Here is a 17,988-nt window from a genome sequence, read left to right on the forward strand (position 1 = left end):
GTCGGTGAGCAGGTTCGCCGTCCATTATCGCCTGCAATGCTGTGCCCTACCTGAATTGAGCTACTCGACACGGGGGTTTGGCGGTGACGAGATCGCCACATCGGGGCGCCTAGGTGCTGCCTGTCACCACTGCGGGGTGTCGCCCATCACCACGGCGAGGGTTTGTAATCCTTGAGGAAGCAGCCGTGCAGGTCGATACCCAGTTCGCCCTGAACGATGGGGTCGTAGACGCGGGCTGCACCGTCGACGAGGTCGAGTGGTGCGTGGAAACCTTCGTCGGCCAACCGCATCTTGGTGAAGTGCGGGCGTTCGTCGGTGATCCAGCCGGTGTCGACGGCGGTCATGAGGATGCCGTCGTCGAGCATTTCCTTGGAGCTGGTGCGGGTCAGCATGTTCAGTGCTGCCTTGGCCATGTTGGTGTGCGGGTGGCCAGGGCCCTTGTATGCGCGGCTGAACTGGCCTTCCATGGCGGAGACATTCACGACGTACTTGCGTCGCGCAGTTGCCGCGGCCATCGACGGGCGCAGGCGTGAAACGAGGATGAATGGCGCTACCGAGTTGCAGAGCTGGACTTCGAGAAGCTCGATCGGATCGACTTCCTCGACGGTCTGGACCCAACTGTTGGTGTGCGCGAGGTCCGGCAGCAGCCCGCCGGCGTCGATGGCGATGCCTTGCTCGATGCGATCGGGTGAAGCCGACTTGGCGACGAGTGCGAGTGAACTGACCGCGTCGGCGGACAGATTTCCGGAGGTGATGCTTGCGACGTCCGACAGCGATCCGGCCAGAGCCGCGGGGTGAGCGTCGCTCGTCTTGCCGAAGGTCAGGACATCAGGCAGTTCACCGGCGGGAAGGGCACCGGACTCGGCGTCGACCAAGGCGCCGTAAGCACCGGGGGAGCGTCGAACAGTTTGTGCGGCGTTGTTGATCAGGATGTCGAGCGGACCCTGTGCGGCAACGGAATCCGCGAGTGCAACAACCTGGGCGGGGTCGCGGAGGTCGATGCCGACGATGCGCAGACGGTGAATCCAGTCGTTGCTGTCTTCCATCGCCTTGAATCGGCGGATCGCGTCGTTGGGGAATCGCGTCGTGATGGTCAGATGTGCGCCGTCACGCAGCAGGCGCAGCGCGATGTACATACCGATCTTCGCGCGGCCGCCGGTCAGAAGTGCGCGTCGGCCGGTGAGATCAGTGCTCGCATCACGTTTGCTGCGGCTGGTGGCAGCGCACTCGGGGCACAGTTGGTGGTAGAAGGCGTCGACTGCGGTGTAGCGCTGCTTGCAGATGTAGCACGGTCGCGCCTTGATGAGCGTGCCGGCGGAAGCGCCGGCGGTGTTCGACTTGATCGGAATGCCTGCGGTCTCGTCGTCGATGCGATCGGGTGAACCTGTGGCAGTCGCGGCGACTACTTGGCGGTCCGCTTCGTTGACGGCTGCGCGCGAGGCGAGGCGGCGCTTCTTCTTGAGTCGCTTGAACAGATGGCCGACAGCGCGCTGCATGGTGATCGAATCGGGATGCTCGTCGTCGAGTTCGGCGGCTTCGGAAAGGACCTTCAGGCAGATTTCGAGTTCTGCGGGGTCGAGGCCGGTGAGTTCGGCTCGAGCAGATTCTGAATCGGCTGTTTCCAGCGAATCTGCCTGCAGTGCATCCGACTTCTTGGTGTCTGTATCCACTTCGAACTTCTGTTCCATCTCGATCGCCGCTCGCGCGGACTGTTCCCTGGTGCGGGAACTTCGCCAATTACGAGAAAAGCTCCGGTTCGATGAACCGGAGCTTTTCCTGTCTGTCTCAACACAGAGTGTCCGAGGGGGGACTTGAACCCCCACGTCCGTTAATAGGACACTAGCACCTCAAGCTAGCGCGTCTGCCATTCCGCCACTCGGACTCGGCCCCGATTTCTCGGTGCTGGGAAAGAGTATCCGATGCCATCGCCAGGTCCCAAATCGCCCCACTGCTGTGCGCCTTTATTAACCGCCGGGGGTTAATAAAGGCGCACAGCAAAAAGACCCCAACCTGATCAGGCTGGGGTCTTTTTGCTGTATTCGAGTGTCCGAGGGGGGACTTGAACCCCCACGTCCGTTAATAGGACACTAGCACCTCAAGCTAGCGCGTCTGCCATTCCGCCACTCGGACTCGGCCCCGATTTCTCGGTGCTGGGAAAGAGTATCCGATTAGGTCAGCTGCCCCAAATCGCCAGGTTGCGGGGCATTCCGGTCGCCCGCGTCGTTTGATTCGATGGTAGGAAAGTGGAATGACCACAACCCCGAATAATCCGAATCCGAGCAGAGCCGAAGCAGAAGTAGTCGAACTGGTCAGTTCTCTCATCCGCTTCGACACCTCGAACACGGGAGAACTCGAAACCACCAAGGGTGAGCGTGCGTGCGCGGAGTGGGTTGCCGCGCAGCTTCAAGAAGTCGGCTACGAGACGGAATACGTCGAGTCCGGTGCGCCCGGCCGCGGGAACGTCTTTGCTCGCTTGAAGGGAGCTGAGTCGGGTCGAGGTGCATTGATGCTTCACGGTCACCTCGACGTCGTTCCGGCCGAGCCCGCCGACTGGAGCGTCCATCCCTTTGCCGGCACCGTCCAGGACGGTTACGTCTGGGGGCGCGGCGCCGTGGACATGAAGGACATGGTCGGGATGATCCTGGCCCTCGCCAGGCAGTTCAAGGCGGAAGGCGTCGTACCGCCGCGTGATCTGGTGTTCGCCTTCGTGGCGGACGAGGAAGCTGGCGGAAAGTACGGATGCCAGTGGCTGGTCGAGCACCGCCCGGATCTGTTCGAGGGAGTGACCGAAGCCGTCGGTGAGGTGGGCGGTTTCTCGCTGACGGTTCCGCGGCCGGACGGAACCGACCGGCGGCTCTACCTCGTGGAGACTGCGGAAAAGGGCCTCGGTTGGATGCGTCTGACGGCCAAGGGACGCGCCGGGCACGGCTCCTTCCTCCACGACGACAACGCAGTCGCGACACTCGCCGGCGCGGTCTCGAGACTCGCTGCTCATCAGTTCCCGATCGTGATCTCGGATTCGGTTGCCGAGTTCCTCACCGCCGTCGGCGAAGAGACCGGATTGGACTTCGATCCGGGATCACCTGACATCGACGGGACTCTCGCGAAGTTGGGGACGATCGCCAACATCATCGGGGCGACGTTCCGTGACACGGCGAACCCGACGATGCTCAAGGCTGGATACAAGGCGAACGTCATTCCGCAGACTGCCGAGGCAGTCTTCGACTGCCGCGTGCTGCCGGGACGTCAGGCCGAATTCGAGCGCACGGTGGACCAGCTGATCGGCCCCGACGTGACCCGCGAGTGGATCACCAAGCTGGATTCGTACGAAACAACGTTCGACGGCCACCTCGTCGACGCCATGAACGAGGCGATCCTCGCCCACGATCCGGAGGCTCGCACAGTTCCGTACATGCTCTCCGGCGGAACCGACGCGAAGGCATTCGCGAAACTGGGCATTCGCTGCTTCGGCTTCGCACCTTTGCAGTTGCCGCCCGAGCTCGATTTCAGTGCGCTGTTCCACGGCGTCGACGAGCGAGTTCCGGTGGACGCACTACTGTTCGGGACACGTGTTCTGGAACATTTCCTGCTCAATTCCTGACGAGCACGTAGATAGATCCGTGAGCTCGACGCACATCGAGCTCTCTTGTCACAGAAAGGATTCGCATGGCGCACGATCCGTACGAACCATTGCCGAAGTTGCCGAGTTTCGAGCTGACCAGTGACGACATCACTGCGGGCCAGCCGCTGAAGCTTGCTCAGGCCAGTGGAGCTTTCGGTGTTCCCGGTGGCGAAGACATCTCACCGCAGCTCTCGTGGTCCGGCTTTCCGGCCGAGACGAAGAGCTTCGTGGTGACGGTGTTCGATCCGGACGCACCGACGGCGTCAGGATTCTGGCACTGGGCCGTGGCGAACATCCCCGCTTCCGTCACCCAACTCCCGGCCGGTGCCGGCGCGGCGGACAGCGATGTCCTGCCCGCCGGAACCGTCACCCTCCGCCACGACGGTGGCGGGTTCGGTTTCATCGGCGCAGGCCCGCCTCCCGGGCACGGTCCGCATCGCTACATCGTGGCGGTGCATGCCCTCGACGTGGAGACGCTCGACGGAGTCACCCCTGACTCGTCGCCGGCGTTCCTCGGTTTCAACGTGTTCCATCACGCGATCGCGCGTGCAACCCTGACCGGGACGTTCGAGGTCGAGTAATCACTTTGCTGTGCGCCTTTATTAACCGCGGGCGGTTAATAAAGGCGCACAGCAGTTTCTAGCGAGGATTTTCAGCTCCCACTGCCTGGGCGATCGACGAGAAGCCGGCTGCGCGGACCCGCTTGGCTATGCCCTTGTGGATGCTGCGAGCCCAGAACGGTCCGCCGTAGATGAAGCCGGTGTACCCCTGCACCAGCGTCGCGCCGGCGAGGATGCGCTCCCACGCCTGGTCGGCTGTCTCGATACCGCCGACCGAGATGATGGTCATCTTGTCGCCGACTCGGGCGTACAGGCGCCGGAGCACCTCGAGCGAGCGGTCGGCCACCGGTGCACCGGACAGCCCGCCAGCGCCGAGTGCAGCTACCTCGGCATCCGGGGTCTTCAAACCGTCGCGGCGGATCGTGGTGTTGGTCGCGACGATTCCGGCAAGCCCGAGTTCGACTGCCAGATCGGCGACAGCGTCGACGTCCTCGTCCGAGAGATCGGGCGCGATCTTCACCAGTACCGGCACGCTGACGGTGTCGAGCACGGCCTGCAGGATCGGGCGCAGAGATTCGACGGCCTGCAGATCACGGAGTCCGGGTGTGTTCGGCGAGCTGACATTCACGACCATGAAGTCGGCCAGCGGACCCAGAAGCTGGGCGCTGGCCGTGTAGTCGGCAGCGGCGTCGACAGCTTCGACGATCTTGGTCTTGCCGATGTTGGCACCGATCGGCACCGTGACGCGGCGCTGTCGCAGGAAATTCGCCGCGTGACCAGCGCCGTGGTTGTTGAAGCCCATTCGGTTGATCAGAGCGCGGTCGGCCGGAAGTCGGAAGAGACGTGGCGCGGGGTTACCGGGCTGAGCTTGGGCTGTCACTGTTCCGACCTCGGCGAAACCGAAGCCCAACGGGCCCCAGGCGTCGACTCCGGTGGCGTCCTTGTCGAATCCTGCGGCCAGGCCGAGAGGTGCCGGGAACGTCAGACCGAAAGCCTGACTGCGCAGAACCGGGTCGTCGACGACAAGGACTTTTGCGACCAGCCAGCGAAGGGGAGCGAACCGTGTCACCAGTTTCATCGCGGTGAAGGCAATGTGGTGGATGCGTTCCGGTGGGACTCGGAACATCAGGCTCAGCAGCAGTTGGTACACGATTCTCCAGCTCTTCGATGGTGTGATTTTGTCAGCGGTTTCGATAGCGGCGGGTTCTGGTCGTCTGTTGAACGATCAGTGCTGAATGCCGTCCGGATCGGTCACGTGCAGCGGCGTCTTCTTTCGCTTGAGGAGCACACGACGGCTGCCGTCGGGGTAGAGACGGACTCGGGAGAGTTCCCACCCGCCGAACTCGGCGGAGATCGCCAGGCGCATCGACGCCGTGACCCGCGAAACGTTCGGCGGTAGCCGGAGCGGCACGTAGTCGAACTTGTCGTCCGACGTCTCCCACTGCGCGGGGATCCCGCGCGTACGCTTTTCCATCAGTTCTCCCGTGACGGGATGACCTGCAGCCCGTCACCGGTTGCCGATCCGACGATCAGATTGCCGTTGGAAGAGTCTACGGCCAACGAATTCGGCTGTCGCACCGTCTTGAACCGTCCGGTCTCCACGGGGATGCCGGACGACAGATCGAAGCCGACCACTTCGTTGGTCGCCGTCAGTGTCACCCACACCCGATCCGCGGTCTCGTCGTAGGCGACGGCGTAAGGCGATTCGCCGACGGGGTAGCGCTGGTGCATCAGGAGCGGATCGGCAGTGAAGACGAGCAGTTCGTTGCCGGTGGTGTCGGTGACAAGGATGCGTCCGAAGCGATCGGTGGCCAGATGAGTTGCGCCCTCACCGGCGCGAAGAGCGACGCCGAGTTTGCCGTCTTCGAGATTGATCGCCGTCAGCGAGGTCTGACGGTGATCGAGGGCGCTCAGGTTGTCGCCGGTAACCGCAAGTTCGTCGACGGATGCAAACCCCGAAACCGTCTGTGACTGATCGGTCTTCGGGTCGACGATGTGAACTGAACCATTGTCCGTGCCGATCGCGATGCGGCCGTCGGTCAGCTCGACCGCGGAGTTCGCCTGGCCGTCGACCGGTATGGACGTCTGTTCGCCCGATGTCAGATTCAGCTTCACTACCTGGCGATCCATCGCCAGCAGAGCGCTACCGTCGGAGCCGATCGAAACGTCGCGTACGTCTGAATCCAGAGCTATCGGACGACCTGCGGAGGCGGGGTCGGCGCCGGCCAAACTGTCCGAAGGAACGACCAGCACCGATCGTGGGTCGTTGGCAACCAGAACAGCGCTGCGCGTGATCGGGTCGAATGTGATGGAATCGATCAGACCTGAATACGGGTGAACCACGCCGTCCGGGGTGCTGGTGGTGGCCGGTGAGACCGCTGCCGTAGCGGGATCGATCGTGATGAGGTCGTCTCCGCCATCTCCGGAAGAACATCCTGTGACCAGCAGAACCGCCGCCCCCATTGCTGCTGCAGTGGTGCGGATCCCTAGGCGAGCCATGTGTAGTTCCTCTTTTTCTTGTCATCTGTTCTTCACGCAGTGCGACTGTCATCGATCATCCCTGATCGCAGTCGGGCGCCGTTCATCGCGTCGAGGAACTACCGACCATTCCGCTCACACCCTTGACGCGATACCGTACGAACAGCGGTTGCGGTTGACGCTGCAATCACCGAGGAGATCATTGTGATTCCCACAGAACCCACCGATTCCGGCGCACAGCCGCCCGAACCGGCGCGGCCGGACTTCGAGATCGAGGACCTCACCGTCGGCGCTCATGCACACGGTTTCGGCAGGTCCGACGGTCGAACTTTCGCGTTCCGCGTACGCAAGAGCGTGCTGTTCGTCGAGGTATACGGCGAATACTGCGAGCACAGTGTGCCGACCCCTTCGGACGTTGTCGCCACGGCGGAGCGATCGGTCACCGACATCGATCTGACCGACGAGCGAAGCATCGCCGGTGTGGTGCGCGACGCAGTTCTCTCGACCGAGACTGATTGGTCACATCCGGACGTCGGTGACGGCGTTCGTCAGGGCGAGGGACGCAGCCTGCCGACGGTGAGAGCAGTCCTGAACAGGCTGGGATCGATCATCGATTCTGTTCGGTGAATTCTCGGCGCGGGATAACCAGCGTTGCTCCGGTTGTCGGATGCGGGAACACCTCGACCGGATAACCGTAGACGCGGGTCAGAAGCTCTTCGTGTAGCACCGATTCCGGGGGACCGTCGGCGGCGATGCGTCCATTCTCGAGTACGACGATTCGGTCGGCATACGCCGCTGCCAACGCGAGATCGTGCAACACGACGACGACGGCATCGCCGTCCGCAGCGCGAGCGCGCGCCACGGACATCACCGCTTCCTGGTGTCCGAGATCGAGTGCTGCAGTCGGCTCGTCCAGCAGGATGGTCGACGTTTCCTGTGCCAGTACCCGGGCAAGAGCGACCCGCGCCTGCTCGCCACCGGACAGCACGGCGAATGGCCGATTGGCGAACCCCTCGACATCGCAGGTCTTCATCGCCGCGGTGATAGCAGCGCCGTCGCGGTCTTCTCGGCGCGTTCCGGCCCATGGCGCACGTCCCATGCGAACGACCTGGCGAGCGCTGAACGAAAATCCGATCGTGTGTTTCTGGGGGAGAACCGCGCGTCGGCGCGCCATGTCGATCGGCGACCACTGAGTGAGGTCAGTGCCTTCGACGTCCACCCGCCCAGCGATGACGGGCTGATCACCGGCCAACGCCGCAAGAAGAGTCGACTTACCGGCGCCGTTCGGTCCGACGAGGACGACGAGCTCGCCTGCCCGGACTTCGATGGATACGCCTTCGAGAATGTGTCGACCACCGCGTTCGACGGTGATGTCGCGCGCTTCGAGGGTGACATCACCGACGCCAGGGCTTTCCGGTTCGGGGGTGACGCGGCCGAACAGTTCGCGCCAGTTTCTTACGAGGCTGCTCATGCCCACCCGCCCTGTTGCGCGCGTGTTCGTCGGAGAAGCCAGAAGAAGAAGGGGCCGCCAACCAGAGCGGTCAGCATTCCGAGGGGCAGGTCTGCGTTGTCGATCAGCGACCGCGAGCCGAGATCTGCGACAAGCAGAACCAGTGCGCCGGCAAGGGCGCTCGCCGGAATCAGCGCGCGGTGGCCGGGGCCGACAAGAATGCGCATCAGGTGCGGAACGATCAGTCCGACGAAGAGGATGATGCCGGTGAAGGCAACACTCGCCGAGACCAGGAGAGCGACGATCAGAACCGCGAACTGGCGCAGCCGTTCGACGTTGACACCCAGGTGACGAGCTGCATGTTCACCGAGTGCGAGAAGGTCCAGACGCGGAGCGATCATGACCGTCGCGGCAATTCCGACAACGGTCATCGGCGCCACGATCATGACGGCATTCCACGACGCTCCGTTGAGTGAGCCGAGTTGCCAGAACACGATCTGATCGCGAGCGGACGGGCTGGCGACGAAGGTGAAGAACGCGATGAGTCCGCCGGCGAACGCATTGATCGCGACGCCGGTCAGCACCAATGTCACTACTTCGGTTCGGCCTTCGTGGCGCGCAAGCAGGTAGACCGCCGCGGTGGTGAACAGCCCGGCGACGAACGCTGCCGCAGCAACGGCCCAGCCGGCCACGAACGTGCCGCCGACGACGATGACAGCGCTCGCGCCAACTGCAGCGCCCGCGGACACTCCGATCACCCCGGGCTCCGCGAGTGGATTGGAGAACACACCCTGCAGGAGCGCACCGGAACATCCCAACGCCGCGCCGACACAGATGGCGAGCACGACGCGGGGGAAACGAACCTCCCACAAAGTCACTTCACCGCTGGGATGGGCGGGCATCGGACCGAGATCGAGCCCGATGCGGTGCAGGATGCTGCCCAAAACCTCGAGAGGCGATGTCGGAACTTGACCGATGCACGCCGACAGCACTGCGACGATCACCAGGGCGAGAGTCAAGCTGACCAGTACCGCACTCACCCGCGACCGCGACGCGGGGCCAGACGCCGACTTGTCGGCGCCCCCGACGTCATTTGAATCCTCGGCTGCGGACACAGACTTACCTGCTTCGGAACTACCTGTTTCTGTACTCACGAATCAGCACTCACAAATCTTTGCTCACGATCCACCGGGCTCGTAGATCGCTTCGGCGAGTGCCGCCATGACGCGTCCGGTGTTCGGCCCGAAGCTGAGCAGGACACCGTCCTCCATGTCGACTACTCGTTTGTTCTTTCCGGCCGGCGTCTGAGCGATGCCAGGGACCTTTTCGAGGCCGTCGATTCCGCCGATCGATGCCAATCCGTCCGTCATCATCAGCAGGGCGTCAGGCGCTGCGGCGATGAGCGCTTCGCTGGTGATGGGTACGAACTGTTGTGTGATGCCCGAGGCGGTACCCGCATCTGTGGCGCCGAGGGCCTCGATCAAGGAATCGGCACCCGAACCTTCACCGCCGATCATGGTGATGGCCGATCCGCGCATGTAGAGGAACGCGATCTTCAGTGGATCGCCGTCGTTGGGAACCAGATCGCGCGCAGCAGCGATCTCCGATTCGGTTCGATCGATCAGCGCTGCGCCCTGGGCCGGAACGCCGAGCGCGTCGGCGACTGCTTGGATCTGCCCCGGCACACCTTCGAGGGTTCGGGTCGGGTCGAAGAACACCACGGGAACACCGGCGGCGCGCAACTGATCCTGGACGCTCTTGGGCCCGATGCTCGTGTCAGTGAGAACCACGGTGGGATTCAAATCGAGGATGGCTTCGGTATTGAGCGATTGGCCGCCGACCGTGACAACCGGTACGTCCGCGACCGCGGGGAACTTGGCTGCGGTGTCGCGGCCGACAAGGTTGTCACCGAGGCCGAGCGCCACCGTTGTCGTTGCGAGCGTCCCGTAGCGGTCGGCCGCAACGATCCGGCTGTTGTCGGTGATGGTCACGTCGACGCCGTCGAAGCTCTTCACCGTCACGGGCAGCGTTGCGGTCGGGTTGTCGGACACGGGAACCGGGCTGGAATCTTCGAGTACTGCGGTCCGGGCACCCTGAGATGTCGTGGAGTTGTCGCTGGATCCGCAAGCCACCAGACCGAAACCGGCTGCTGCGACCAGTGCCGCCGCGGCCAAGCGCTTCATCATTTGACGAGGTAGCTCTCGATGTCGCCTTCGAGGTCGGCGAACAGGTCACCGTTGAGGCGGTACGCCAGATTCACCTCGTCGATGAAACGCTGCTGTTCTTCGGCCGGAATCTGCAGCGCATCCAGATTCGAGCGGTAGTCGTCCTTGAAAGGCTTCGGCTTGGGGATGCCTTCGAAGATGTAGAAGCGAAGTCCGTCGGTCTCGAATCCGTAGGCGCGCTCGAGCATCCGGCGGATGATCTGTCCGCCCGAGAGGTCACCCATGTATCGCAGGTAGTGATGTGCGACGAAGCCGGCGGGCCAGTCGAACGCCACTTCCTTCAGGCGGGCGATGTAACGCTCGGTTGCCGGCAAGGCCACGAGTTCGTCGCGCCAGTTCGGTCCGCCGAGGAACTCGAGATCGGCTTCGAGCGAAGCCACCCGCAACAGATCCTCGGACAGGAACGGAGCGACCAACTCGTTGTCGGCGTGTGTGCGGCCGGCCTCTTCGAGGCTCGTGTAGACGAGGTACGTCTGTCCCAGAAGAGCGGCGTAGCCAGCCGTGGTCAGCTCACCGCCGAGAAGCGCGCCTACGAATCGGGACTGCTCCGTCTCGCGGTGCGCTGCGTCCGTCTCGGTCTTGATTCGTTCGGAGAAGGCGGGGCCTGCGTCTGCGGAAAGGCTGTCTACGTCGAGCGTGGTCATTGATTCTCCTGAGGCTGTAGTCAAGCGTTGCCTACTAGGTTAGCCTGCCCTCGCCAACACGATACCTTCGGTATTTCGATCAGCGGGACAGATCAAGCGCTCACATCGTCGAGAGCCGCGGCAATCGCTTTCGGAAGTTCCAATTCTTCGGTTGCCAGTACTCCTGTCAACTGGGCGAGATCCCGCGTGCCGACGACGGCGCTGGCCACCCCGGCGCGATCGCGCGCCCAGGCCAGTGCCACCGCCAGTGGGGAAGTACCCAGACCGTCGGCGGCGGTAACGACTGCGTCGACCACCCGGATCGAGGAATCGGTCAGATAACTCTGCACATCCTGCGAATGTGCTTCGTCGGCGCCGCGGGAATCGACGGGAATGCCGTCGCGGTACTTTCCGGTCAGAACACCGCCCGCGAGGGGTACTGCGGCGAACACTCCGACGCCGTGGTGGGCCGCCGCTGCGAACAATTCTTCCTCGACGCCGCGCGCGAGCAACGAGTACTCGGCCTGCGTCGCGGCGAGTGTTGTTGCGCCACCGGCTCCGACGGCCGTCGCGAGCTGCCAGCCGAGGTAGCCGCGCACGCCCACATACCGCACCTTGCCGCTCGAGACCGCGTAGTCGAGGGTTGCTGCAACCTCGTCGACGGGCGTGAGCGGATCCCAGGTTGCGACCTGCCACATGTCGAGGAAGTCGGTTCCGAGTTCACGAAGAGTCGCGTCGAGCTGGCGGAGCAATCCGCGCCGCGAGCAGTCGACGCGGTTGGTGCCGATCGGAGTGGGATCGATGCCGGCGCTCGAGCTGATGATGAGTTCGTCACGTGGAACGACGTCGTCGAGCAACTCGGCGAGGATCCGTTGCGCCGCACCGGCGCCGTATGCGGGCGAGGTGTCGACCAAGGTTCCGCCGGCCTCGGCGAAGGCGAGCAGCTGCGCCGCAGCCTCGTCGCCGTCCGTGTCGCGTCCCCATGTCAGTGTGCCGAGCCCAAGTCGCGAGACCCGAAGTCCGCTCGTTCCGACAGATCTGTGCTTCATAACCGCCTGCATCTCGCGCCCGACTCGTGTGCGCAAGTGCGGCACCCGAGAGATCTCACCACGTGCAGACTAGTAGGCGCTCGCCTCGAGTCGGGGTATTCGGACACGGACGTGCCGGGCGCGGCGCGGCGCCGTGGGCCCCGGTAGCGTGGCGCCGGTGAAACGTGAACCCGACACACGAAACCTGTGTGCAGTAACCCCATTCGAATCAGCCGGGATCGGTGAGTGATGGGCGAAGCGATGACCTGGCTCCAGGCCGTGATCCTGGGCCTCGTGCAGGGATTGACCGAGTTCCTGCCCATCTCGTCTTCCGGACATTTGCGAATCGTGTCGGAGATATTCTTCGGCAGTGACGCCGGTGCGTCGTTCACCGCGGTGACGCAGCTCGGCACCGAACTGGCTGTGTTGATCTACTTCGCGCGCGACATCGTGAGGATCATCACTGCCTGGTTCCGGGGTGTGTTCAATGCCGAGCACCGGGGCGATCTCGATTACCGGATGGGCTGGTACGTCATCATCGGTACCATTCCGGTCGGCATCCTCGGGTTTCTGTTCAAAGACCAGATCCGTACCGGCGCACGCAATCTGTGGCTGATTGCCACGATGTTGATCGTGTTCGCGCTCGTCATCGCCGCTGCCGAGTACTACGGACGCAAGACGCGCCCGATCGAATCGCTCACAGCGCGCGACGGCATCATCATGGGTTCGGCTCAGGCGCTAGCGCTCATCCCGGGTGTCTCACGTTCGGGTGGCACGATCAGTGCCGGTCTTTTCCTCGGACTCACCCGTGAGGCCGCAGCTCGTTACTCGTTCCTGCTGGCGATCCCGGCGGTTCTCGCCTCCGGTTTGTTCAGCCTCCCGGATGCCTTCGAGCCGGCCGGTGAGGGTCTGAACGCGAGCGGTCCGCAGTTGCTGGTGGCAACCGTCATCGCCTTCGCGGTCGGTTACGCAGCGATCGCCTGGCTGCTTCGATTTGTTGTCGATCACTCCATGTACTGGTTCGTGGGATACAGAATCGCTCTCGGCGTAGTCGTCCTTGCGCTGCTGGCCACAGGGGTCGTGTCCGCGACATAGAGCCCGTTTCGACGTCGACCACCCGTCCGTGCGGCCACCGCCCCATTAGGGTTGTGGAATGACAGTTGTCCTACTGCGGCACGGGCGGTCGACGTCCAACACTGCCCATACCCTGGCCGGTCGAACGCCGGGTGTGGAACTCGACGACCACGGCCGGAAACAGGCCGAAGGCGTCGTCGATCGGCTGGTCGGTCTGGACATCGCGGAGATCGTCCGCTCGCCGCTGTTGCGGTGCGAGCAGACGGTCGGCCCCATTGCCGTCGACCGTGGTCTGACGCCGGTGGTCGAGGATCGCCTGATCGAGGTCGATTACGGCGACTGGACGGGTCGCCCGCTGAAGGAACTCTTGGAAGAACCGCTCTGGAAAGTGGTGCAGCGCCATGCTTCCGGTGCGGTCTTTCCCGGCGGTGAAGGGCTGGCCCAGGTACAGGCGCGAGCCGTTGCCGCGATCCGAGAGCACGATGCACGGCTGGCCGAAGAACACGGCAAGGACGTCGTCTGGATCGCCTGCACACACGGTGACGTCATCAAATCGGTTCTCGCCGACGCGTTTGCGATGCACCTCGACTCGTTCCAGCGGATCGTCGCCGAGCCGGCCTCGGTCAGCGTGATTCGCTACACGGCCACACTGCCGTTCGTTCTTCGAGTCAACGACACCGGAGACGTGCTCGCAGCGATCAGTGCAGCGAAGACCGCGACCAACGGTTCGGCTCCCGCGCAGGAGTCCGTACCCGGCGGAGAGGTCGGTGCGTGAGCTGTGACGGATAATGGGTATTCAGTGATGTTCTGCTCGAACTCGAGGAGGTGCAATGTCGCGCGCGATTCACGTATTTCGCACTCCTGACCGATTTGTCGCAGGAACGGTGGGCGAGCCCGGTGACAGGTCTTTCTATCTCCAAGCCGTGCACGATTCACGGGTGGTGAGTGTGCTGCTCGAGAAGCAGCAGGTTCAGGTTCTCGCCGATCGCATGGGCCTTCTCCTCGAAGAGGTACATCGACGCTTCGGAACCGAGGTTCCGCCGCAGGCCGACGATGTCTCCGATCTCAGCCCGCTGGTCACACCGCTCGACGCGGAGTTCCGGGTCGGCACGATGGGGCTCGGTTGGGACGCCGATGCCGGTGCGGTCGTCGTGGAGTTGCTTGCCGTCAGCGAGACGGAGTTCGACGAATCGGTTGTCCTCGACGACGCCGACGACGGTCCGGACGCGGTCCGTGTGTTCCTGACCCCGGAACAAGCGCGCGAATTCTCGCTGCGGTCCGAACGCGTCATCGCGGCGGGACGCGCGCCATGCCCTCTGTGTGGTGAGCCGCTGGCGCCCGAGGGGCACGTGTGCATCCGCACCAACGGATACCGGCGCGGCGAGTCCTTCGGTTTTGCGATCGACGACGCAGACGACGACGAGGTCTGACATCGTGTCCGAACCTGGTGTGCCGGACGTTCTGCTCGAGGGTGATCTGACCCTGATCGGCCAGATCACCACGGCAAGCAACGCCACGCTGGTGTGCGAGTCGACTCTGGGGGAGCAGTCCACCCGTGTGGTCTACAAACCGGTGCGGGGTGAACGCCCACTGTGGGATTTCCCGGACGGCACTCTGGCCGGGCGTGAGGTTGCGTCGTACCGCGTGTCCGAGGCGCTGGGCTGGGGAGTGATTCCGCGAACAGTGTTGCGGGACGGCCCTTTCGGGCCAGGCATGGTGCAGCGTTGGATTGACACCGTCGATCGCCGCGCGGATGGATCCGGCGGACTCGAGATGGTCGACCTGTGCAGTCCGGGCAATGTTCCGCCAGGGTGGTTCGAGGTCCTGCAGGCCTTCGACTCGGAGGGTGAACCAGTCTCTCTGATCCATGCGGACGATCCACGGCTGCAGCGAATGGCCGTTCTGGACGTCCTCATCAACAACGCCGACCGCAAAGGTGGTCACGCCCTCGAAGGCGTCGACGGCTCGGTGTACGGCGTTGATCACGGAATCTGTCTTCACTCGGAGAACAAGCTGCGGACCGTGTTGTGGGGGTGGGCGGGGCAGCCCGTACCCGGTGCTTTGATCGCCGACGTCGCCGAATTCGCGACAACTCTCGATGGAGATCTCGGGGACGAGTTGTCCGAACTGATCACCGAAGAGGAAATCGTGGCCTTGGCGGTCCGGGCGATGCAGTTCGCCGAGTCCGCGGTAATGCCCGAACCGAACGGCCATCGAACGATTCCCTGGCCGGCTTTCTAGTCTCGAGACGTTTCCTGCTGTTCGCGAGTTGCCGTCTTCAATCCGGGTGAGCGAACCAATCGCAGTAGTTGTTCGCGCAGCGCGGCGACGTCCCCGACGCCGACGGTCAACGCCGCATCTTCCTTCTCGAGCGTCAGTAGTCGCTCGTACGTCAGTCTTCCGGCGTCGGTTATCGCGATCACGCGCCGGCGCTCGTCCCGCGGATCGGTGTCACGCGTGACGTAACCCGCTCGTTCGAGACGGTCGATCGTGCGGCTCATCGTCTGATCGGTGACGCGGGCGTTCTTCGCGATGTCGCGTTGAGATGCCGCCCCACCGGCGATCGAGTGGAGCACGATCAGGCCCGCGTGCGTCATGTCCTGAGACCGCAGAACCTTCTCCCACGAGTGCTCTACCAGGCGCGCAGCGGTGGACAACAGCCGGCCGGTTGGCCAGTCGTCCAGGCCGTCGCTGCTCATGTTTTTGCCTTCCGTTTGCAATTACTCAGCATGCTGAACAAAATAGTCGGCAAGTCCTCTCTGCTGCCGATCCCTGGAGACCCAGTGAGCACACCAGTACAAAATCGTCCTGTTCGTCGCCTTCGATGGATTGTGCCAGCTCTCCTCGTCATCGGCTGGCTGGCAATCGGAGGATTCGGCGGCCCGTTCGCCGGAAAGCTCAGCACCGTGCAGCAGAACGACAACACGTCGTTCCTGCCGGCGTCGGCCGAAGCCACCGAGGTGGCAAAGCTTCAAGAGAGCTTCACGGACACCCGCTTCGTGCCGGCCATCGTCGTGGCGGAACGACCAGGTGGCCTCGAGCCCACCGACTCCACCTTCCTGTCCCAGACCGTCGATTCGTTTGTCGGTACCGAGGGATTCGGTGACGCGTCATCGCCGCCGATCCCGTCGGCCGACGGCCAGGCGTTGCAGATGTTCCTGCCGGTCGACAGCACCCTCGAGGTCAAGGACAGCGTGAAAGCGCTGCGCGCGGCGCTGGAGTCGAGCCCTGACGGACTGACAGTCAAGGTCACCGGCCCCGCTGGGCAGGTTGCGGATCTGTCGGCAGCATTCGCCGGTATCGACGGACTGCTGTTGTTGGTAGCCGGATCGGTCGTGATCCTGATCCTGATCATCGTCTACCGGAGCCCGATCCTGCCGTTCGTGGTGATCTTTTCGGCGATCTTCGCACTCGGATTGTCGAGCTTGCTCGTGTATCTGCTCGCCGACGCGGACGTCATCGCACTGAACGGTCAGAGCCAGGGCATCCTGTTCATCCTCGTGTTCGGTGCCGCCACCGACTACGCGCTGCTTCTTGTCTCTCGCTACCGGGAAGAATTGCGGATCGAGAAGGACAAGTACGCAGCAATGCGGACTGCGTGGCGCGCGACGCTCGAACCCGTCGCGGCGTCTGCCGGAACGGTCATCGCGGGCGTTCTGTGCCTGTTGCTCTCCGACCTGAACTCGAACCGCGGACTCGGTCCGGTGGCCGCCATCGGTATCGCCGCGTCCTTCCTCGCGTCGATGACGTTCCTACCCGCTGTCCTCGTTCTGTTCGGGCGGACTGCGTACTGGCCGACCAAGCCGAAGTTCGACGCCGACCGCGAGCACCGGGACGAGGCGAACGATCACCGGTTCTGGGCCGGGCTCGCTGCTCGAATCGGACGGCACCCGCGCCGCTTCTGGGTGGCGTCGACGCTGGTGCTTGTGATCTTCGCGCTGATGATGCCGCAGTTCAAAGCCAGCGGTGTCTCTTCGTCCGACATCTTCTTGCTCGACGTCGATTCGGTTGCAGGCCAGGAGATTCTCGGCGAGCACTTCGACGCGGGTTCGGGTTCCCCGGCCGTGGTCATCGCGAATGCGGATCAGGTGGACGCCGTCGCGGCAGCCAGTCGCGTGGAGGGCGTCAGCGACGTAAGCGTCGTACAGAACGGGGGAGTCCCTCTGGTTGTCGACGGACGAGTCTCACTGCAGGCGACGTTGACTGACGCTGCCGACTCACTCGAGGCCGAAGACACCATCGTGCGACTACGTGATGCAGTTCACTCCGTGGACGGCGCCGACGCGTTGGTCGGTGGCGTCACTGCGACCGACCTCGACACGAAGACCACCTCGACACGGGACCGGACACTCATCATTCCCGTGGTGATCATCGTGGTGTTCGTGATTCTCTCCCTGTTGCTGCGTTCGCTTCTCGCACCGCTGCTTCTCATGGGCACCGTTGTGCTCTCGTTTGCTGCGACACTGGGCATTTCGTCGCTGGTGTTCGACCACGTCTTCGGGTTCCCCGGCGCGGATCCGGTGGTCCCGCTGTTTGCGTTCGTGTTCCTGGTGGCTCTGGGAATCGACTACAACATCTTCCTCATGACGAGGGTGCGTGAGGAAGCGCTGAAGATCGGCACTCGGGCGGGTGCGCTGCGGGGACTCACCGTGACCGGCGGGGTGATCACCTCTGCCGGAGTTGTTCTGGCAGCAACCTTCTCGGCGTTGGCGGTGATCCCCCTGTTGTTCCTCGCGCAGATCGCGTTCATCGTGGCGTTCGGTGTCCTGCTCGACGCTCTGATTGTCCGATCCTTGCTGGTCCCGGCCCTGACCTACGACATCGGTCAGAAGATCTGGTGGCCGAGCAAGCTCGCGTCGACGCCCGAACCGGAGCAGGATCAGCCAGCACCTTCCCAGCCTCAGAGCAGTCTCCACTAGGCTCGGCAG

18 protein-coding genes and 2 tRNA genes are annotated in these 17,988 nt (G+C 63.6%); 8 read left to right on the forward strand and 12 right to left on the reverse strand.

Annotated features, from left to right (window positions below; translation table 11 throughout):
- Positions 1 to 146: 146 nt before the first annotated feature.
- The 3 genes from RE4_RS28405 to RE4_RS28415 form a co-directional block, all read right to left on the reverse strand.
- The gene (locus RE4_RS28405) at positions 147 to 1,688 is read right to left on the reverse strand and encodes an SDR family NAD(P)-dependent oxidoreductase (RefSeq protein ID WP_238077155.1); all 1,542 of its coding nucleotides are present in this window, start codon (positions 1,686 to 1,688) and stop codon (positions 147 to 149) included.
- 108 nt (positions 1,689 to 1,796) lie between these two features.
- Positions 1,797 to 1,882, reverse strand: a tRNA-Leu gene (locus tag RE4_RS28410).
- A gap of 162 nt (positions 1,883 to 2,044) precedes the next feature.
- Positions 2,045 to 2,130, reverse strand: a tRNA-Leu gene (locus tag RE4_RS28415).
- A gap of 118 nt (positions 2,131 to 2,248) precedes the next feature.
- On the opposite strand from RE4_RS28415, the gene RE4_RS28420 reads away from it, so the two are divergent.
- Both RE4_RS28420 and RE4_RS28425 read left to right on the forward strand, forming a co-directional pair.
- Complete coding sequence (locus RE4_RS28420; protein WP_003946170.1) at positions 2,249 to 3,601, forward strand: M20/M25/M40 family metallo-hydrolase; 1,353 nt, start codon at positions 2,249 to 2,251, stop codon at positions 3,599 to 3,601.
- Between the two features lie 65 nt (positions 3,602 to 3,666).
- Positions 3,667 to 4,203 carry a YbhB/YbcL family Raf kinase inhibitor-like protein gene (locus RE4_RS28425; protein ID WP_029255410.1) on the forward strand — a complete coding sequence of 179 codons (537 nt, stop codon included), beginning with the start codon at positions 3,667 to 3,669 and terminating at the stop codon, positions 4,201 to 4,203.
- Positions 4,204 to 4,261: 58 nt separating this feature from the next.
- Here RE4_RS28425 and RE4_RS28430 read toward each other — a convergent pair whose 3' ends face one another.
- The 3 genes from RE4_RS28430 to RE4_RS28440 form a co-directional block, all read right to left on the reverse strand.
- Positions 4,262 to 5,332: a quinone-dependent dihydroorotate dehydrogenase gene (locus RE4_RS28430; RefSeq protein ID WP_020907828.1), complete on the reverse strand. Its 1,071-nt coding sequence runs from the start codon at positions 5,330 to 5,332 to the stop codon at positions 4,262 to 4,264.
- A 75-nt stretch (positions 5,333 to 5,407) separates the two neighbouring features.
- Positions 5,408 to 5,656 (reverse strand): DUF5703 family protein, encoded by a 249-nt coding sequence (locus RE4_RS28435; protein ID WP_003946171.1) that lies wholly within the window; start codon positions 5,654 to 5,656, stop codon positions 5,408 to 5,410.
- Positions 5,656 to 6,681, reverse strand: coding sequence for an NHL repeat-containing protein (locus RE4_RS28440; RefSeq protein ID WP_019748546.1), 1,026 nt, complete (start codon positions 6,679 to 6,681; stop codon positions 5,656 to 5,658). Before RE4_RS28440 ends, RE4_RS28435 begins: the two co-directional genes overlap by 1 nt.
- Before the next feature lie 183 nt (positions 6,682 to 6,864).
- Here RE4_RS28440 and RE4_RS28445 point away from each other — a divergent pair, with 183 nt between their 5' ends.
- Positions 6,865 to 7,287: a hypothetical protein gene (locus RE4_RS28445; protein WP_060939788.1), complete on the forward strand. Its 423-nt coding sequence runs from the start codon at positions 6,865 to 6,867 to the stop codon at positions 7,285 to 7,287.
- Here RE4_RS28445 and RE4_RS28450 read toward each other — a convergent pair.
- The 5 genes from RE4_RS28450 to RE4_RS28470 all read right to left on the reverse strand — a co-directional run bounded on the left by RE4_RS28450 (position 7,268) and on the right by RE4_RS28470 (position 12,007).
- The gene (locus tag RE4_RS28450) at positions 7,268 to 8,131 is read right to left on the reverse strand and encodes a heme ABC transporter ATP-binding protein (protein WP_020969682.1); all 864 of its coding nucleotides are present in this window, start codon (positions 8,129 to 8,131) and stop codon (positions 7,268 to 7,270) included. The two genes, RE4_RS28445 and RE4_RS28450, sit on opposite strands and share 20 nt — an antisense overlap.
- Positions 8,128 to 9,225: a FecCD family ABC transporter permease gene (locus tag RE4_RS28455; RefSeq protein WP_060939789.1), complete on the reverse strand. Its 1,098-nt coding sequence runs from the start codon at positions 9,223 to 9,225 to the stop codon at positions 8,128 to 8,130. The genes RE4_RS28450 and RE4_RS28455 overlap by 4 nt, the downstream gene beginning before the upstream one ends.
- 63 nt (positions 9,226 to 9,288) lie before the next feature.
- Entirely contained in the window at positions 9,289 to 10,296 is a 1,008-nt protein-coding gene (locus RE4_RS28460) for a heme/hemin ABC transporter substrate-binding protein (RefSeq protein ID WP_019748542.1), read from the reverse strand.
- Positions 10,293 to 10,979 (reverse strand): biliverdin-producing heme oxygenase, encoded by a 687-nt coding sequence (locus tag RE4_RS28465; RefSeq protein ID WP_003946162.1) that lies wholly within the window; start codon positions 10,977 to 10,979, stop codon positions 10,293 to 10,295. Before RE4_RS28465 ends, RE4_RS28460 begins: the two co-directional genes overlap by 4 nt.
- A 92-nt stretch (positions 10,980 to 11,071) precedes the next feature.
- The gene (locus RE4_RS28470; RefSeq protein WP_060939790.1) at positions 11,072 to 12,007 is read right to left on the reverse strand and encodes an aldo/keto reductase; all 936 of its coding nucleotides are present in this window, start codon (positions 12,005 to 12,007) and stop codon (positions 11,072 to 11,074) included.
- Between the two features lie 228 nt (positions 12,008 to 12,235).
- Here RE4_RS28470 and RE4_RS28475 point away from each other — a divergent pair, with 228 nt between their 5' ends.
- Genes RE4_RS28475 through RE4_RS28490 form a run of 4 tightly spaced genes read left to right on the forward strand, consistent with a single transcriptional unit; the run spans position 12,236 to position 15,301 of the window.
- Positions 12,236 to 13,081 carry an undecaprenyl-diphosphate phosphatase gene (locus tag RE4_RS28475; RefSeq protein WP_019748539.1) on the forward strand — a complete coding sequence of 282 codons (846 nt, stop codon included), beginning with the start codon at positions 12,236 to 12,238 and terminating at the stop codon, positions 13,079 to 13,081.
- A gap of 58 nt (positions 13,082 to 13,139) precedes the next feature.
- Positions 13,140 to 13,835 carry a histidine phosphatase family protein gene (locus RE4_RS28480; protein WP_019748538.1) on the forward strand — a complete coding sequence of 232 codons (696 nt, stop codon included), beginning with the start codon at positions 13,140 to 13,142 and terminating at the stop codon, positions 13,833 to 13,835.
- Between the two features lie 55 nt (positions 13,836 to 13,890).
- On the forward strand, positions 13,891 to 14,490 hold the full coding sequence (locus tag RE4_RS28485) for a DUF3090 domain-containing protein (protein WP_019748537.1): 600 nt from the start codon (positions 13,891 to 13,893) through the stop codon (positions 14,488 to 14,490).
- Between the two features lie 4 nt (positions 14,491 to 14,494).
- Entirely contained in the window at positions 14,495 to 15,301 is an 807-nt protein-coding gene (locus tag RE4_RS28490) for an SCO1664 family protein (RefSeq protein WP_003946172.1), read from the forward strand.
- Here RE4_RS28490 and RE4_RS28495 read toward each other — a convergent pair.
- Positions 15,298 to 15,759 carry a MarR family winged helix-turn-helix transcriptional regulator gene (locus RE4_RS28495; RefSeq protein ID WP_003946187.1) on the reverse strand — a complete coding sequence of 154 codons (462 nt, stop codon included), beginning with the start codon at positions 15,757 to 15,759 and terminating at the stop codon, positions 15,298 to 15,300. The genes RE4_RS28490 and RE4_RS28495 overlap by 4 nt on opposite strands.
- A 30-nt stretch (positions 15,760 to 15,789) precedes the next feature.
- Here RE4_RS28495 and RE4_RS28500 point away from each other — a divergent pair, with 30 nt between their 5' ends.
- Complete coding sequence (locus RE4_RS28500) at positions 15,790 to 17,979, forward strand: MMPL family transporter (protein ID WP_238077175.1); 2,190 nt, start codon at positions 15,790 to 15,792, stop codon at positions 17,977 to 17,979.
- Positions 17,980 to 17,988 lie beyond the last annotated feature (9 nt).

Source organism: Rhodococcus erythropolis NBRC 15567 (assembly GCF_001552595.1).
Classification (GTDB): Bacteria; Actinomycetota; Actinomycetes; order Mycobacteriales; family Mycobacteriaceae; genus Rhodococcus_F; species Rhodococcus_F erythropolis.